Raw genomic sequence first — 15,695 nt, 5'->3', positions numbered from 1 at the left:
AGGCGCGTCGCAGTGCTCGGCGCCGGCAGCTGGGGCACCACGTTCGCGAAGGTGCTGGCCGACGGCGGCTCGCACGTGACCCTGTGGGCCAGGCGTCCGGAGGCGGCGCGTGAGATCCGCGAGGCCAGGCGCAACAGCCAGTATCTGCCGGGCATCAACCTGCCCCGCAATCTCACCGCCACGTCCGACCTGAAGGACGCGCTGACGCGGGTCGATCAGCTGTTCATCTCCGTCCCGAGCCAGACGCTGCGGGAGAATCTGGTCGCGCTGGGGCCCCTGCTACCTGAGGACATCCCCGTCATCAGCCTGATGAAGGGCGTCGAGAAGGGAACCGGCCTTCGGATGAGCGAGGTGATCGCCGAGGTGCTGGCGATCGATCCTGAGCGCATCGCCGTGGCATCCGGACCGAACCTCGCTCTGGAGATCGCGAAGAAGCAGCCGACCGCCGCCGTCGTCTCATCGGTCAGCATGGAGACCGCACATGAGGTCGCCCTGGCCGCTCGCAACCCGTACTTCCGCTCGTTCGTGAACACCGACGTGATCGGCACCGAGTTCGGCGGCGTGCTCAAGAATCTGATCGCGGTGGCGATCGGCATCGTCGACGGTGTCGGCTACGGGGAGAACACGAAGGCGTCCATCATCACGCGCGGACTCGTCGAGATGACCGACTTCGCGGTCGCGCACGGCGCGGAGCGTGAGACGCTGGCCGGTCTTGCGGGCCTCGGCGACCTGATCGCCACGTGCCAGTCGCCGCTGTCGCGGAACAACACCGCCGGTCGACTCCTCGGGCAGGGTTACGCGTTCGCGGAGGTCGTCAAGCAGATGAACCAGACCGCGGAGGGACTGGCATCCGTCGCTCCGATCCTCGCCCTGGCGAAGGCCAAGGGCGTTCAGATGCCGATCGTCGAACAGGTGGGACAGGTGCTTGCCGGTACGCTTGCACCGGCTGATCTGGCCCCCCACCTGACCACCGACGACATCCCTCGTGGTGAAAGGACTACGGATGACTCACAAGCGCGTCCTCGTGCTTCTTTTCGGCGGGCGTTCGAGCGAGCATTCGATCAGCTGCGCCACGGCGGGCGGGGTGCTCGGGGCGCTTGACCGCGACCGTTACGACGTCATCCCGGTCGGAATCACCCGCGATGGGGCGTTCGTGCTCGAGCGAGACGACCCGACTGCTTTCGCGCTGAATCCGGATGCCCTCCCCGAGGTGCGCGACGACGGCAGCCGGGTGCGCTGGCCGGAGTCGACGCTCTCCAGAGAGCTGACCGTCGAGCGTGACGGCGTCGTCACGTCTCTCGGCGAGGTGGACGTGGTGCTGCCGATCCTGCACGGACTGTGGGGTGAGGACGGCACGATCCAGGGACTGCTGGAACTGACCGGCATTCCGTACGCCGGATCCGGCGTGCTCGGCAGCGCGCTCGGCATGGACAAGCACTTCACGAAGATCGTGTTGCAGGCAGACGGCATCGCCGTCGCGCCCTGGGTCACCGTGACGCGCGACGAGTGGGAACGCGGCCAGGATGCCGTCGCCGACCGGGTGCGCGCTCTCGGCTCGCCCCTGTTCGTCAAGCCGGCGCGCGCGGGGTCGAGTGTGGGCGTGACGAAGATCACGTCGGCGGAAGGCCTGTCGAATGCGCTCGAGACCGCGTTCGCCGAAGACGACAAGGCGCTGATCGAGTCGGCTGTGCGTGGGCGCGAGGTGGAGATCGGAGTACTCGGCGGTCGCAGCGGGGAGCAGCCACGGGCATCCGTCGCCGGCGAGATCGTGGTGTCGGGACGCGGGTTCTACGACTTCGAGGCCAAGTATCTGGATGCCCCAGGCATCGACCTGGTGTGCCCTGCGGACCTCACGGATGAGCAGCTCGCCGAGATGCAGAGCCTCGCGGTGCGCGCGTTTCAGGCGATCGACTGTGCCGGGCTGGCACGCGTGGACTTCTTCCTCACCGACGACGGGTGGGTCGTCAACGAGGTGAACACCATGCCGGGATTCACGCCGATCTCGATGTTCCCGAAGGTGTGGCAGGCATCCGGGTTCAGCTATCCGGAACTGATAGACGAGCTCATCGAGCTGGCACTGGAGCGCTAGGCAGCTCAGCCGGACTGGGTCGCAGTGCTCGTCGGCGTCGGCGTGGGGGTTCCGGTCGGGGAGGTCACGTCGGAGGTGCCCAGGCACTTCTCGTTCTTCTGCTGAGGGATCTCGCCGATCGCGTCGGCGAGTGCCGGCAGCACCGAAGCATCGGCGACGCCGCCCTTGCCGTGCTGGATCACGACCTCGGTGGCCGGTGTGCGGCCGAAGGTGATGTAGCGGAGGGCGGAAGCGGCAGGGTCGTTCTCCAGCACCCAGTCGATGCCGTTGACGGTGATGCAGGGCTTTGTCGTGGGGCCGATCGGTGCCACACCGCAACGCAGCAACACGACCGTGGGGTCGCCCCAGGCGCTCGTGGCCTGAGCATTGGTCTCGCGCTGGGCCTTGCCCGCGATCGAGTCGGGCAGGTGCACGATGACGTCGGCGCAGCGCGGATCGTTGGCGTCAGCAGCGGGCTGCATCGCCACCGTCGGTGCGCACGCGGTCAGGAGCAGAGCGGAGGCGCCGACGGCGAGCAGGGCACCGAAAAGGCGGCGGGAACGGGAGGGCATCGCGTTCACACTAACGTGTGAGACATGAGGCAATCTGGGCGTGACATGCAGCACGGCGGCGAGCACTCCCAGGTGGGGGAGGCTGCAGCGGCGGATGCCGACACGGTGGCATCCGTGGGCGAGATCGCCACCCTGCGGCGCATCTTCCCGCGGCTCCCGCAGGCATCGGCGACCATCGTCGGGCCCGGCGACGACGCGGCAGTGCTGGCCGCGCCCGATGGTCGCTACGTCGTGACGACCGACATGATGATCGCCGGTCCGGACTTCCGGTGGGCATGGTCGTCGCCGACGGACATCGGCTGGAAGGCCGCTGCGACGAACCTCGCCGACGTGGCCGCCATGGGGGCGCGTCCCACCGCGCTCGTGGTGGCGATCGCCGCACCGACCAACACCCCGGTCGGCACCCTGGAGGCGGTGGCCGACGGGTTCAGGGACGCGTGTGAGGCACTCGCGCCTGGCTGCGGCGTCGTGGGGGGAGACCTCTCGGTCTCGGATGTGTTCACGCTCGCCGTGACCGCATTCGGGGATCTCGAAGGACGCCGGCCGGTGCTCCGCTCCGGCGCACGTCCAGGTGATGTGGTGGCGGTGGCGGGAACGCTGGGGCGCGCGGCACGCGGTCTGCGCGCGCTGTTCGCCGACGCCGTGGACGCCGAGGGGATGCCGGATGCCCGCCTCGCCGCGGACGTTGCCGCGCGCGTTCCCGAGGTGGCCGTGCAGCGTCGTCCGCAGCCGCCCATCTTCGCGGGAGCCATCGCCGCGACAGCGGGGGCGACCGCCATGCTCGATGTGAGCGACGGGCTCGCACTGGACGCTGGACGGGTCGCGGAAGCATCTGGTGTGCGGATCGACCTGCATGCGGACGCCCTCGGTGACGACCTCGTCTCGGCACTTGCCGGGGGAGAGGACCACGCGCTGCTCGCCTGTTTTCCAATGGAAGCCGTATTGCCGTCGCCGTTCCGCGCGATCGGAGTCGTCCTCCCGGGCCCCGCCGGCGGCGGAATGGTGGCCGGGGGCGCATCCGACGAGAGGGGTCTGTTGGTCAGTGTCGACGGGCATCCATACGGCGGCGCTCTCGGCTGGGACCCCTACTCCGGCTGGGACGGCGCGGCCGGCTGAGCGAACCACACAGCCGTCTCTCCGTACGTCTTCGAACGAAGCAGCTCGAGCGCCTCGGGCCAGTGGGGTTCGGGCGACCGTGCACTGCGCTCCACGACCACCAGGGTGTCGTCGTTCAGCAGGGGAACGAGTGCGGTGAGCACGTCGCCCAGCTCATCGTCGGTGACGTCGTACGGCGGGTCGAGGAACACCAGCTCGAACGACCGGCCGGCGGCCTGCCCGAGGTACGAGCGCACCGAAGCCTGGCGAACGTCGACCCGCGGACTGATTCCCGCGCGTGCGCGTTCGCCGGCCTTCAGGACGGCTGCGGCGTTCGATCTGCAGACACCGGCCGCCTGGCCGTTCTGCTCGACGAGAACCGCGGATGCCGCGCCCCGGCTCACCGCCTCGAGCCCGAGCGCTCCGGACCCGGCATACACGTCGAGAACGTTCATGCCGCGCACGGCATCCATGGCGTCGAGCGAGGAGAAGATCGCCTCGCGCACCCGGTCGCTGGTCGGACGAGTGCCGGCCCGAGGCACGGCGAGCGTCAAGGACCCGGCGAAGCCGGACACGATGCGCGTCATGAGTTCGAGGGTATCGATCCCACGCGCATCGCCAGGACGGCCGAGCGAATCCAGGGCGAACGACCACGTTCTCGCCGCGAGAGCGCAATCCGTCCTGTTGACGACGCCGCCAAGCCGAGCTCGCGCGAGCGGTGTCGGCCGCCTGCTCTAGCCTGGTGTCATGCCGCGGACGCCTACGGAACTCACGGGCGAATCCGTCGCGTCGTCCGCTGGTCGCGCCGCACCCCCCAAAGTGAACCTCGAGACCCCGCTGCGGGCGCTGCTCGGCGAACGGGAGGCCGCGCTGTTCGCGCGCGCGTTCGGGCACCGCACCGTCGGCGATCTCCTTGCGCACTACCCTCGCCGGTACGCGCACCGTGGTGAGCTGACGGCCCTGGCCGACCTGCCGACGGACGAGGACGTCACGATCGTGGCGGAGGTGAAGCACTGCAGCGTGCGAGCCATGCGACAGCGCCACGGCACGATCGTCGAGGCGGTGATCTCCGACGGCACCGGCACGCTGTCGCTCACGTTCTTCAACCAGAAGTGGCGTGAGAACGAGCTGGTCCCGGGTCGCCGCGGCATCTTCGCCGGCAAGGTGAACCGGTACAAGGGAGCGCCTCAGCTCACGCACCCGGAGTACGAACTCTTCGAGGAGGGAACGGACGGCGACGCCGAGAGCTGGCAGAGCCGGCCGATCCCGATCTATCCGGCGACATCGACGCTCGCGAGCTGGAAGATCGCCAAGGTCATCCGCGAGGAGGTGCTGCCGAGGCTCGGCGCCATCGACGACCCGGTTTCGGATGCCATCGCACGCGACCGCAAGCTGGAGCGCTTCGAGAGGGCGTTGCGGGGCATCCACACTCCGGTCGACGACGCCGACTGGGCTCGGGCGAGGCACACACTGCGGTACCAGGAGGCGTTCGTGCTGCAGGCCGCGCTGCTCCAGGAGCGCGAGCGGCTGCGCGAGACCGCCGCGACCGTGCGGATGCCCAAGCCCGACGGATATGCGGCTCGCTTCGAGAAGGCGCTCGCGTTCGAGCTCACCGATGACCAGCGCACGGTGGGCGAGCAGATCGCGCACGACCTCGCCCAGCCGTTTCCGATGAACCGGCTCGTGCAGGGAGAAGTGGGCAGCGGCAAGACGGTGGTCGCGCTGAGGGCCATGCTGCAGGTCGCGGACAACGGCGGGCAGTCCGCATTTCTCGCCCCGACCGAGGTGCTGGCATCGCAGCACTTGCGGTCGATCGCTGCCGCTCTCGGCCCGGATCTCTCCGCTGAACTCATGCCCACGCTGATCACCGGGCGTCTCACAGCTGCCGAACGCAAGAAGGCACTGCTGCGCGCGGTGAGCGGGCAGGCGCAGATCGTGGTCGGCACGCACGCGCTGCTCAGTGAGAACGTGTCGTTCTTCGACTTGGGACTTGTCGTGGTCGACGAGCAGCATCGCTTCGGCGTCGAGCAGCGAGACGTGCTGCGCGGTAAGGCATCCACCCCGCCGCACCAGCTCGTGCTGACCGCGACGCCGATCCCGCGCACCGTCGCCATGACCGTGTTCGGTGACCTCGACGTGTCGACGATCGCACAGCTTCCGGCCGGCCGGCAGCGCATCGAGAGCTTCGTCGTGCCGCTCGCGGAGCATCCGCGGTGGGAACAGCGCATCTGGGAGCGCGCGTCCGAGGAGATCGCCGCAGGTCATCAGGTGTTCGTCGTCTGTCCGGCGATCAGCGCCAAGGAGGCCGAGGACGACGAGCTTGCAGAGCCGGGCGACACGGATGCCGACCGTACGGCCACGCCTGTCGCCTCGGTCGAGCAGACTCTCGCCTCGGTCCAAGCGAACCCGTTGCTGTCGGGTGCGCGCGTCGCCGCGCTGCACGGACGGATGCCGGCCGACGAGAAGGACGCCGTGATGCGTTCCTTCGCGGCGGGTGCGCTCGACCTCATCGTGGCGACGACGGTGATCGAGGTGGGCGTCGATGTCCCGAACGCGTCAGCCATGATCGTGCTCGACGCCGACCGGTTCGGCGTTTCGCAGCTGCACCAACTGCGCGGCCGCGTCGGCCGGGGCGGCGTGCCGGGGCTCTGCCTGTTCGTCACCGCGGCGGAGGCGGGAACGCTCGCGCGAGAGCGCGTGGACGCGGTCGCTGCGACGCTCGACGGCTTCGCACTCGCCGAGGCCGACCTCGATCTCCGGCGGGAGGGCGACGTGCTCGGCAGCAACCAGTCCGGCGGCAGGTCCTCGCTGCGACTGCTGCGGGTCGCCCGCGACGGCGCCGTCATCGAGAGGGCGCGAGCGGATGCCGCCGCGCTGCTCGAGAGCGACCCGAGGCTGTCCGCGCACCCGGCACTGGCATCCGCCATCGCCGACCGGCTGACGGAACGTTCCCGCGACTTCATGGCGCGCGCGTGACCCGACGCCGAGCATCCGCTGAATGGTAACGATCAGGTAAACCCCGGCCGCTATTCTGAAAGCCTATGAGCACTGGAGCCCTATGAGCAGGATCGCCGTTGTCCCCGGTTCGTTCGACCCGGTCACGTTGGGTCACCTCGATGTGATCGCCCGTTCGGCGAGGCTGTTCGACGAGATCCATGTGCTGGTGGTGCACAATCCCGACAAGAGTGCGATGCTCCCGATCGCCCAGCGGGTCTCGCTGTTGGAGCGATCCATCGCCGACGAACGACTGCCAGGCAACATCATCGTGGCCGCGTGGAGCGTCGGCTTGCTCGTCGACTACTGCACCGATGTCGGGGCGAACGCGCTGGTCAAGGGCATCCGCTCCCAGGTCGATGTCGCGTACGAGACGCCGATGGCGATCGTGAACCGCGATCTGGCCGGTGTCGAGACGGTCTTCATGCTGCCCAATCCCGCGAACGCTCACGTGTCGAGTTCGCTGGTGCGTCAGGTCGCCGCGCTGGGCGGTGACGTGAGCCCGTACGTGCCGCGTGCGGTATACGACTATCTGCAGGAAATATGAACACGCTCCCGACCAAACAACCGACGGATGCCTCGGCCGAGGCCACCGACACCGAACCGAGCATCACACCCGACGACCTGCGTGAAGAGGCTGAGCAGATCGCGGCCAACGTTGAGGCGGTGATCGATGGCAAGCACGAGGCGGTGCGGGTCGCGCTGACCGTGCTCCTGGCCGAGGGTCACCTGCTCATCGAGGACGTACCCGGCGTGGGCAAGACGATGCTGGCGAAGGCGCTGGCGAAGTCGGTGGACTGCACCGTGAGTCGCATCCAGTTCACCCCAGATCTGCTTCCCTCCGACGTGACGGGCGTCTCGGTGTACAACCAGCCGGAACGACGGTTCGAGTTCAAGCCCGGCGCGGTGTTCGCGAACATCGTCATCGGCGACGAGATCAACCGCGCCAGCCCGAAGACGCAGTCCGCCCTGCTGGAGTGCATGGAGGAGAGGCACGTCACCGTCGACGGGTCGACGTATCCGCTTCCCGACCCGTTCATCGTGATCGCCACCCAGAACCCCGTCGAGATGGAGGGCACCTACGAGCTCCCCGAGGCGCAGCGCGACCGCTTCATGGCCCGCATCGCCATGGGGTACCCAGACGAACAGGCCGAGATCGAGATGCTCACGGGCCGAGACACGTCGAGTCCGCTCTCCCGCATCGGCGCCGTCGTCAGCAGCGACCGGCTGCGCGAGATGATGGCTCTGGCGAGGCGCGTCTTCGCCTCGGATGCCCTCAAGCAGTACGCGGTCGCCATCGCTCACGGCACGCGCGACGACGCCGACCTCAGGCTCGGGGCGAGCCCGCGCGCGACTCTTCAGCTAGTCCGCGCCGCGAAGGCGCGAGCCGCGCTCGAAGGACGCGACTTCGTGCTCCCCGACGACGTCGACGCGCTTGCGGTTCCCGTTCTGGCTCACCGGCTGCTGCCCACCAGCCGCGCGATGGGACAGCATCACGAGCGGGCTGCCGTGCTCGCCGATGTCGTCTCCCGTATCGTCGCGGCCACCCCCGTGCCCACGGGGCAACCGAAGTAGCCTGTGCCGCATGAGGGCCACGCGTGCCCGGTCCGCAGCGCAGCGGCCGAGACCGACCTGGCGAGGCGCCGGGCTGGCGTTGGCCGGCGCCGTCTCCATGGTCGGCGCCGCGACGTACGGCAGGGTGGACCTGCTCGTGCTCGGCCTTGTGCTACTGCTTCTTCCGCTCGCCGCAGCGATCGCGGTGACCGTCGACCGGCCGTGGATCAGCGTCACCCGCCAGTTCGAGTCCGATGTTGTCACGGCCGGCGAACCCGCTCACGTGTCTGTCACGGTGCGCAACGAGGCGAGCCGGCGCGCGCCGAGCCTGCGGTTGCGGGATGCCTGCCCGCCCGCACTCACGGCATCCTCCCTCGCACCGCTTCCCCCGCTGGGCGAGCACGCCATCGCCAGCCGCGACCACTCCGATTCCGCGACAGTGCGGTACTCGCTGGGCACGACGCGGCGGGGTGTGTTCTCGGTCGGCCCGCTACTGCTGGAGCGCACGGATCCGTTCGGTCTCGTTCGCTGCCTGTACGCGGTGGGCTCGGGTAAGCCTCTGATCGTCGTTCCGCACGTGGACGACCTGGGGGAGGGCGAGTTCGACGTCTCCCGCAGCGAGGGGTACGAGCACGAACTGGTGAAGCACAGCATCCCGAACGCGGACGAGCTGATCGCGCGCGATTACCGTCCCGGTGACCCCATGCGACGCGTGCACTGGCGGGCGACCGCACGGCACGACAAGCTCATGGTGCGGCAGGAGGAGCCGCGCAGCAATCCGGAGACGTGGATGCTGGTGGACACCGACGGAGGTGCGCGGCTCGAGCACCGGCACCTGCACGCGGACACCGGAAACGACCGATTCGAGACGGCGGTCGATCTGGCGGCATCGCTGGGCGCTCATCTCATCGATCAAGGCTACGTGCTGGGGGTGGCCGAGTCTGCGCCGTTGCAGCTACAGGGCAGGGCGGGCACCGGTCGCGCTGGACTGGCGGGCCTCGCGGTCTCGGCGTACGATCCGCCAGGCGGCGCCCACTCGCTTCTGATCGGGCTTGCCGCCGCGGAACAGCTCAGACGCGACAACGCCGATCCAGCCGGCGTTCTCGGCGCTGCGCTTCGTCGCAATCCGCAGGCTGTTCCGACGTTCGTGATCGTCGTCGACGGCGACCATGACGAACTGGCGGCTGTGGCGTCGTTGCGCCCGTTGTGCGACCCGGCCGTGGCGTTCTTCGTCGGTGAGCGCGCCGAGCTGCGCGAGCACTATGAGCGACGTGGCTGGACCTGCGTCGACGTGGAAGTGGGAGAGCGGCCGAGTGCCGCGTGGCAGCGGGCGGCCATCCGCTCGGCAGTGGTGCACCATGGCTGACACGACGCGGTCCACCGCATCGGGTGCCCCGGCGCGGAGCAGATTGCCCGGGGTCTCCGGCCCGCCGTCGTCGCGCGCACGATTCGATGACGTGCCACGGTTGTCGACGCGCCAGGCCGACCCGAGGCGAAGCGGCGCGCTGTTGGCGCTCATGGCCGCACTCGCGGTCGCGCTCGTCGGACTCATCTCGGGCGCGCAATGGTGGTGGGAACTGCTGCTCACCTTCATCGTGGTACACGGCGTGGCGGCAGGATGCCGTGCGCTCGCTCTGCCGCGCGCTCTTGCACCGGTGCTCTCCCTCGTGGCGCTCGTGCTGCTCGTGACGGCGATGTTCGCCCCACGCACCGCGCTGCTCGGGTTCATCCCGACGCCCGCGACGGCCGTGGAGTTCGGCGACCTCGTTTCCCGGGCCAGGGTCTCGTTCTACAACCAGGGAGTCCCCGCCGATCCGCTGCCTGAGTTCTTGTTCCTCATCGTGGCCGTCGGAGGCGTCATCGCGTGGACTTCCGACCTCGTGGCGATCGTGCTCCGCCGCCCCGCGCTGGTGGGCATCGTTGTCGCCTCAGCGCTCATTGCGCCCGCCTCGCTACTGGACGGCGGCATCTCACCGGTGTCGCTCATCCTGTGTCTGATCGCGTACCTGCTCCTGCTCCGAGTGGATGTGCGCGCCAGGAGGGGCACCGGGGCGGAGATCGCCACGTCGTTGTCCATCGCTGCCGGGGCGATCGTCGTCGCGCTCGTGATCGGAACGACCGCACCGGGGTTCCAGCAGATCGGCAGGCAGGCGATCCCTGCAGCGGGCGTGCTGTTCGGCCAGGGCGTGAATCCCTTGATCGATCTCGGGGCCGACCTCAGGCGCCCGGTGCCGGTGACGGTGATCGACTATTCGACCACCGCGCCCTCGCCGGGCTATCTCCAGATGACGACGCTCGACGCATTCTCCGGCGAGGTGTGGCGGCACACCAAGTCTCCGTCCACGTTCTTCAGCTCGTCCACCTCGATCGGCACGGCTCCCGGCCTGAGCAAGCACGTGAAGACCAGCACGGTCGTCACCGACGTGCAGGTGCACAACATGACCAGTCAGTGGCTGCCGGCCCCGTACCCGGTGTCGAAGGTCGAGGGGCTGAACGGCAGTTGGGCGTGGGAACGCAACGACCTGACGATCTCCGGTCTCACGGCCACGACCGTCGACCAGCAATACACCGCGATCTCGAAGGCGGTGCAGCCCACGGCCAGGCAACTGAGAGACGCGGGAACGAATTATCCGGACTCGGTGCAGGACGACCTGAGCGTTCCCCGCAACGCGCCGGCGGTCATCCGTGCGACGGCGCTCTCCGTCACGGCGGGCGCGACAACGCCGTACGACATGGCGGTGGAGCTGCAGTCCTATTTTCACGACGGCGACTTCCGGTACTCGTTGGATGCTCCGAAGAACGGCGGCTACGACGGTGACACGCCGGGCACGATCGCGACGTTCCTGGAGCAGAAGGCAGGGTACTGCGTGCACTTCGCGGCAGCCATGGTCTTCATGGCGCGCGAGCTCGGCATTCCGGCCAGGATCGCGGTCGGGTACCTGCCCGGGGTCATCACCGGCACATCGGGCTCGACCACGCAGTACCAGGTCACGTCCGACGACCTGCACGCCTGGCCCGAGCTCTACTTCCCGGGTGTCGGCTGGGTGCCGTTCGAACCGACGGTGGGCCGCGGAACCGTCCCGGACTACAGCACGGCCGCCGCGGCGACGCCCGTGCCGACCGATACGTCGAGCGCCGGCGCGGCCGGCGGCGCCCAGCGGAGACTTCCCACCGATCAACCGGTGGCCGGCGGCGGCGCCGTGGATACTGCGACGGCGGCGTTCTCTTCGAGTAGCAGCGTCGCGGCGGTCGGGCTGCTCATCCTGGCGATGGTGCTGACGCCCGCCGTGGTGAGGCGCCGGATGCGTGCGAAGCGGCTTGCGACGGTGCGGCAGGGCGGAGGAACGGCGCGGATGGCGTGGGCGGAGTTGCGTGCGTCGACGCTGGACCTCGGCCTCGCAGCACCACCCACGGAGACCCCGCGCGCGTTCGCGGACCGATTGCGCCGAACGTGGACGGACGCATCGGGGAACGCGCCGGATGCGTCGTCGCAGGATGCGGCATCCCTCGCCCTGGCCGAACTCGTGGAGGCGATCGAGCAGGAGCGGTATGGGCCGCCTGGCGGCCGCTGGGCCGATCCCGTGCTCGCCGATGACGTCGTCACGGTGGTGTCGGCCCTCGCCGCGACCGCAGGACTGGCCAGACGGATGCGCGCGACGATGGTCCCGGTGTCGCTGCTCGAGGGTCGGCTGCGAGCTCCCTCGGCCGCCCGCGCCGGTGCGTGACGCCCGCCGCCGCCTCCGCATGATGCCGAGGCGCGACGGGTAGAATCGTTGTTCGTGTCTCCCGCCGCTCGCAATCCCTACTCCCTCGGCGTCCGCGACCTGATGCACAGGCCGGGCCAGATGCGCGAGGAGTCTCTGACGGTCGACGTGCCGGAGAAGCTCGGGGAAGGCCTCGTGAGCGTGGAGGCCGGCGCGCCTCTCGAACTCGACCTTCGCCTCGAATCCGTGCACGAGGGCATCCTCGTCTCCGGGGAGGCTTCGGCGATCGCCAAGGGTGTCTGCGGGCGCTGCCTGACCGACATCGCGGAGCCCGTCCAAGTCGACTTCCAGGAGCTTTTCGCGTATTCTTCTGGGGAAGCTTTTGACTCCGAGGTTCACGACGACCACGTGGATCTTGAACCTCTTGTCAGGGATGCGGTGGTGCTGGCACTGCCGTTCCAGCCGGTGTGCCGACCGGATTGCCCTGGTCTCGACCCTGAGACCGGCGAACGGTTGGCCGATCTGCCGGATCGCGAACCCAGGAACCCCATCGACCCGCGGTGGGCTGCGCTCGCCGACTTCCCCGCTTCCGATGACGCCGCCGGCCGGAGCAGTTCGCCTGAACAGGCCGGCTCCCCAGACAGAGAAGAGTAGAGACATGGCTGTTCCCAAGCGGAAGAAGTCGCGCGCCAACACCCACGCGCGTCGTTCGCAGTGGAAGGCCCAGGTTCCGAACCTGGTCAAGACCGTCGAGAACGGCAAAGTGACCTACAGCCTTCCGCATCACGCGAAGGTCGTCGAGGACTCGGCCGGCACCCCGCTGTTCCTTGAGTACAAGGGCCGCAAGGTCGCCGACGTCTAGTCACGCGGCGCACGCTCAGCGTGCGCAGTCGCAGGCGCGCATCGATGACGGTGCGCGCCTGAGTCGTGCTGCGGCCGAGTCGACGGATGAGCTTCAGGCACGCCTTGGGGTTCGAATCGATCCGGAGTTGCTGACGCTTGCCCTCACGCATCGTTCGTTCGCGTACGAGCACGGCGGCATCCCCAACAACGAGCGGCTGGAATTCCTCGGCGACTCGATCCTCGGGCAGGCTGTGACGGTCAAGCTGTACCGCGACTATCCGCGTCTCGAGGAAGGCGGGCTGGCCAAGCGTCGTGCGTCACTGGTGAGCAGTGTCGCGCTTGCCGAGGTCGCGCGAGGAATCGGGCTCGGCGAGTTCGTGCTGCTCGGTCGAGGCGAGGCATCCAGCGGCGGTGCCGACAAGTCGTCGATCCTCGCTGACACGGTCGAGGCGATCATCGGAGCGGTGTACCTGGATGCCGGTGGCGAGGTCGCGACGGCGCTCGTGCTGCGTCTCATCGAACCGCTGTTGGACGACCCGGACAGGTTCGGCGCCGCGATGGACCCGAAGACCAGCCTGCAAGAGCTGGCGGCCCGTCATTCCGCGCCTCCGCCGCAGTATACGGTGACCGACACCGGACCGGATCACAACAAGACGTTCCATGCCAGGGTGACGGTCGAGGGAGTGGTGACCGCAACCGGCGAAGGAACGAGCAAGAAGAACGCGGAGATGGCGGCAGCGCTCCGGGCGTGGTCGATGGCCAACTCCGGTGCGGCCGATGAGACGGCCGACGACAGCAGTGCCAGAGCTTCCCGAGGTTGAGGTGGTGCGAGCCGGTCTCGAACCGGCGGTCGCCGATGCCGTGATCTCCTCCGTCGAGGTGCTCGACGAACGCGCCCTCACCCGACACGATCGCGCGCGCGGCGATCTTTCCGCCCTGCTGACGGGGCGGCGGATGCTCGGCGCCGCCCGCCGAGGCAAGTTCCTGTGGCTGCCGCTCGACCGTCGCACGGCGGCGGCCGACTACAGCGAGGCCGGACCATCCGGGCAACGGGATGAGGCATCCGAGACGCAGGAGGACGCGCTGCTGCTCCACCTGGGGATGAGCGGCCAGGTGCTGCTGCGGGAAGCGGGTGCGCCTCTCGAGCGCCACGCGCGGGTGCGGCTGATGGTGGAGCATCCGCTGCACGGGGAGCTGGCCGTGCACTTCGTCGACCAGCGCACGTTCGGCTCGCTCGCCGTGGACCGCATGCAGCCGACTCCCGACGGCGCGCCCGGCGGATTCGGCGTCGACCAGGCGCGGGTACCGAGCCAGGTGGCGCACATCGCGCGCGATCCTCTGGACCCGGCATTCGACGACCGACGATTCCTGACCTCGCTGGCCTCCCGGCGCACGACGGTCAAGCGCGCGCTCCTCGACCAGACGCTCGTCAGCGGCGTCGGCAACATCTACGCCGACGAGGCGCTGTGGGCGGCCCGCATCCACTTCGACCAGCCGACCGCCACTCTGTCGAGCCGCAAGGCCCGCGAGTTGCTCGCCGAGGTGCGAGCGGTGCTGCACAAGGCGCTTGCCGAAGGCGGGACCAGCTTCGACGCGCAGTACGTGAACGTGAACGGCGCATCCGGATACTTCGCGCACAGCCTCAACGCGTACGGACGCGACGGTCAGCCGTGTCCGCGGTGCGGGACCGAAATGGTGCGGGCGTCGTTCATGAACCGGTCGTCGCACTACTGCCCGCGCTGTCAGCGGCTCCGCTGATCGCTCCGTCTTGCTCGGCGCAACGGATCATCCTGCGACCGACGAGACTGACGCCATAACGACGAACCTGCCGCGTCCATCACGGGACGAGCACGATGCGCTCGCCGTGCACCTCTCCATGTTCGATCGCGGCGTGTGCGGCGGCGGCGTAGTCCAAAGGAGCTTTACGGATGCGTGGTGTCGGCAGCGCTCCATCCGTCACGGCGCGCATGATGGCGTCCGCGGCGCGGGCGAGTTCGTCGACGGTGGCGTTGCTGATCGCGAATCCGACGATCGAACGGTCATGCGTGTACAGCTCGCCGAACTCGAGCACGTCGTGCCGGGCAATGCCCGCGATGAGCACGATACGGCCGCGCTCGGCCAGCAACGGCACTGCCCGTGAGAGCGAGAGCGTGCCGGACGTGTCGAGCCAGACATCCGCTCCCGGGTGCCGTGTCGAGTCCGCCGGGTGCAGGGCGGCTTCGACCTCGGCGTCGGCTCGCTCGCCGCGGTAGTCCACGGCGGTCGCACCGCTCGCGGTGAGGCGCTCGAGGTCATGGGCACCGGCCGTGGTGACGACGCGGCAGTCCATCCAGCGCGCGAACGACACGGCGCACGAGCCGACGTTGCCGCCTCCGCCACCGACGAACGCGGTTCCACCCCGCGTCAGAGCCCCGTGCTCGACAAGGGCGAGCCACGCTGTCGCCGCCGGATGCACCACAGAGATGAACTCGACGGGGTCCACGTCGGCAGGCAGGCGGTAGAGCCGGTCGACCGGAACGCAAGCGAACTCCGCGGCAGTGCCCTGGCGCCCGCCATGCCCCAGGCTGTTGCTCCAGACGAGGTCGCCCACCTGGAAGCCGCTCGCGGCGGCGCCCGACTCTTCGACAACGCCGACAACGTCCCGCCCCACGACGAACGGGAACGTCATCCGAGTGCGATAGGCGCCGCTGCGCACGAAGGTGTCGACCGGGTTGACGGTGGTCGCGCTCACCCGCACGAGCACGTCGTTCGGTCCAGGCTGCGGCACGGGCACGGTCTCCAACCTGATCGCCTCTGCCGGGCCGAGTTCATGGATGACGGCGGCGCGCATGGATCCGGAACCAACTGTCGCAGCACCCATCCGAC

15 protein-coding genes are annotated in these 15,695 nt (G+C 69.0%); 12 read left to right on the top strand and 3 right to left on the bottom strand.

What is annotated here, in order from left to right:
• Positions 1–12 precede the first annotated feature (12 nt).
• Together ACYVI5_RS09980 and ACYVI5_RS09975 are read left to right on the top strand one after the other, a co-directional pair.
• Positions 13–1,101: an NAD(P)H-dependent glycerol-3-phosphate dehydrogenase gene (locus ACYVI5_RS09980; protein WP_460580045.1), complete on the top strand. Its 1,089-nt coding sequence runs from the start codon at positions 13–15 to the stop codon at positions 1,099–1,101.
• Positions 1,004–2,089: a D-alanine--D-alanine ligase family protein gene (locus tag ACYVI5_RS09975; protein ID WP_460580044.1), complete on the top strand. Its 1,086-nt coding sequence runs from the start codon at positions 1,004–1,006 to the stop codon at positions 2,087–2,089. Before ACYVI5_RS09980 ends, ACYVI5_RS09975 begins: the two co-directional genes overlap by 98 nt.
• Positions 2,090–2,094: 5 nt before the next feature.
• Here ACYVI5_RS09975 and ACYVI5_RS09970 read toward each other — a convergent pair whose 3' ends face one another.
• Positions 2,095–2,640, bottom strand: coding sequence for a DUF3515 family protein (locus tag ACYVI5_RS09970; protein ID WP_460580043.1), 546 nt, complete (start codon positions 2,638–2,640; stop codon positions 2,095–2,097).
• Positions 2,641–2,685: 45 nt separating this feature from the next.
• On the opposite strand from ACYVI5_RS09970, the gene thiL reads away from it, so the two are divergent.
• A complete protein-coding gene (gene thiL, locus ACYVI5_RS09965; RefSeq protein WP_460580581.1) occupies positions 2,686–3,756 on the top strand; it encodes a thiamine-phosphate kinase in 1,071 nt (356 codons plus the stop codon).
• Here thiL and rsmD read toward each other — a convergent pair.
• Positions 3,726–4,322, bottom strand: coding sequence for an RsmD family RNA methyltransferase (gene rsmD, locus ACYVI5_RS09960; RefSeq protein WP_460580042.1), 597 nt, complete (start codon positions 4,320–4,322; stop codon positions 3,726–3,728). The two genes, thiL and rsmD, sit on opposite strands and share 31 nt — an antisense overlap.
• A 160-nt stretch (positions 4,323–4,482) precedes the next feature.
• On the opposite strand from rsmD, the gene ACYVI5_RS09955 reads away from it, so the two are divergent.
• The 9 genes from ACYVI5_RS09955 (at position 4,483) to mutM (ending at position 14,588) form a co-directional block, all read left to right on the top strand.
• Positions 4,483–6,711, top strand: coding sequence for an ATP-dependent DNA helicase RecG (locus ACYVI5_RS09955; RefSeq protein WP_460580041.1), 2,229 nt, complete (start codon positions 4,483–4,485; stop codon positions 6,709–6,711).
• A gap of 82 nt (positions 6,712–6,793) precedes the next feature.
• Positions 6,794–7,276, top strand: a complete 483-nt coding sequence (gene coaD / locus ACYVI5_RS09950) for a pantetheine-phosphate adenylyltransferase (RefSeq protein ID WP_460530160.1) — start codon at positions 6,794–6,796, stop codon at positions 7,274–7,276.
• Positions 7,273–8,304, top strand: coding sequence for an AAA family ATPase (locus tag ACYVI5_RS09945; protein ID WP_460580040.1), 1,032 nt, complete (start codon positions 7,273–7,275; stop codon positions 8,302–8,304). The genes coaD and ACYVI5_RS09945 overlap by 4 nt, the downstream gene beginning before the upstream one ends.
• A gap of 10 nt (positions 8,305–8,314) precedes the next feature.
• Positions 8,315–9,649 (top strand): DUF58 domain-containing protein, encoded by a 1,335-nt coding sequence (locus ACYVI5_RS09940; RefSeq protein WP_460580039.1) that lies wholly within the window; start codon positions 8,315–8,317, stop codon positions 9,647–9,649.
• Entirely contained in the window at positions 9,642–12,008 is a 2,367-nt protein-coding gene (locus tag ACYVI5_RS09935; RefSeq protein WP_460580038.1) for a transglutaminase family protein, read from the top strand. The genes ACYVI5_RS09940 and ACYVI5_RS09935 overlap by 8 nt, the downstream gene beginning before the upstream one ends.
• Before the next feature lie 120 nt (positions 12,009–12,128).
• Positions 12,129–12,641 (top strand): YceD family protein, encoded by a 513-nt coding sequence (locus ACYVI5_RS09930; RefSeq protein ID WP_460530529.1) that lies wholly within the window; start codon positions 12,129–12,131, stop codon positions 12,639–12,641.
• Positions 12,642–12,645: 4 nt separating this feature from the next.
• Positions 12,646–12,849 (top strand): 50S ribosomal protein L32, encoded by a 204-nt coding sequence (gene rpmF, locus ACYVI5_RS09925; protein WP_022899781.1) that lies wholly within the window; start codon positions 12,646–12,648, stop codon positions 12,847–12,849.
• Positions 12,850–12,907: 58 nt separating this feature from the next.
• Entirely contained in the window at positions 12,908–13,651 is a 744-nt protein-coding gene (gene rnc, locus ACYVI5_RS09920; protein WP_460580580.1) for a ribonuclease III, read from the top strand.
• Positions 13,629–14,588: a bifunctional DNA-formamidopyrimidine glycosylase/DNA-(apurinic or apyrimidinic site) lyase gene (gene mutM / locus ACYVI5_RS09915; protein ID WP_460580579.1), complete on the top strand. Its 960-nt coding sequence runs from the start codon at positions 13,629–13,631 to the stop codon at positions 14,586–14,588. Before rnc ends, mutM begins: the two co-directional genes overlap by 23 nt.
• A 79-nt stretch (positions 14,589–14,667) precedes the next feature.
• Here the strand turns inward: mutM and ACYVI5_RS09910 are convergent, their stop codons facing one another.
• Positions 14,668–15,690, bottom strand: a complete 1,023-nt coding sequence (locus tag ACYVI5_RS09910; RefSeq protein WP_460580037.1) for an alcohol dehydrogenase catalytic domain-containing protein — start codon at positions 15,688–15,690, stop codon at positions 14,668–14,670.
• Positions 15,691–15,695: the final 5 nt, after the last annotated feature.

It is taken from the genome of Humibacter ginsengisoli (assembly GCF_054780095.1).
Note: the sequence above shows the minus strand (reverse complement) of the source record. Positions and strands in the feature narration are given on the sequence as shown.

Bases quoted from the DNA above. Each gene is read 5' to 3' on its own strand.
- rpmF (WP_022899781.1), top strand. From the start codon at position 12,646: ATGGCTGTTCCCAAGCGGAAGAAGTCGCGCGCCAACACCCACGCGCGT.
- ACYVI5_RS09940 (WP_460580039.1), top strand. From the start codon at position 8,315: ATGAGGGCCACGCGTGCCCGGTCCGCAGCGCAGCGGCCGAGACCGACC.
- ACYVI5_RS09935 (WP_460580038.1), top strand. From the start codon at position 9,642: ATGGCTGACACGACGCGGTCCACCGCATCGGGTGCCCCGGCGCGGAGC.
- ACYVI5_RS09955 (WP_460580041.1), top strand. From the start codon at position 4,483: ATGCCGCGGACGCCTACGGAACTCACGGGCGAATCCGTCGCGTCGTCC.
- ACYVI5_RS09975 (WP_460580044.1), top strand. From the start codon at position 1,004: ATGACTCACAAGCGCGTCCTCGTGCTTCTTTTCGGCGGGCGTTCGAGC.
- ACYVI5_RS09910 (WP_460580037.1), bottom strand. From the start codon at position 15,690: ATGGGTGCTGCGACAGTTGGTTCCGGATCCATGCGCGCCGCCGTCATC.
- ACYVI5_RS09970 (WP_460580043.1), bottom strand. From the start codon at position 2,640: ATGCCCTCCCGTTCCCGCCGCCTTTTCGGTGCCCTGCTCGCCGTCGGC.
- coaD (WP_460530160.1), top strand. From the start codon at position 6,794: ATGAGCAGGATCGCCGTTGTCCCCGGTTCGTTCGACCCGGTCACGTTG.
- thiL (WP_460580581.1), top strand. From the start codon at position 2,686: ATGCAGCACGGCGGCGAGCACTCCCAGGTGGGGGAGGCTGCAGCGGCG.
- rsmD (WP_460580042.1), bottom strand. From the start codon at position 4,322: ATGACGCGCATCGTGTCCGGCTTCGCCGGGTCCTTGACGCTCGCCGTG.
- ACYVI5_RS09945 (WP_460580040.1), top strand. From the start codon at position 7,273: ATGAACACGCTCCCGACCAAACAACCGACGGATGCCTCGGCCGAGGCC.
- ACYVI5_RS09930 (WP_460530529.1), top strand. From the start codon at position 12,129: ATGCGCGAGGAGTCTCTGACGGTCGACGTGCCGGAGAAGCTCGGGGAA.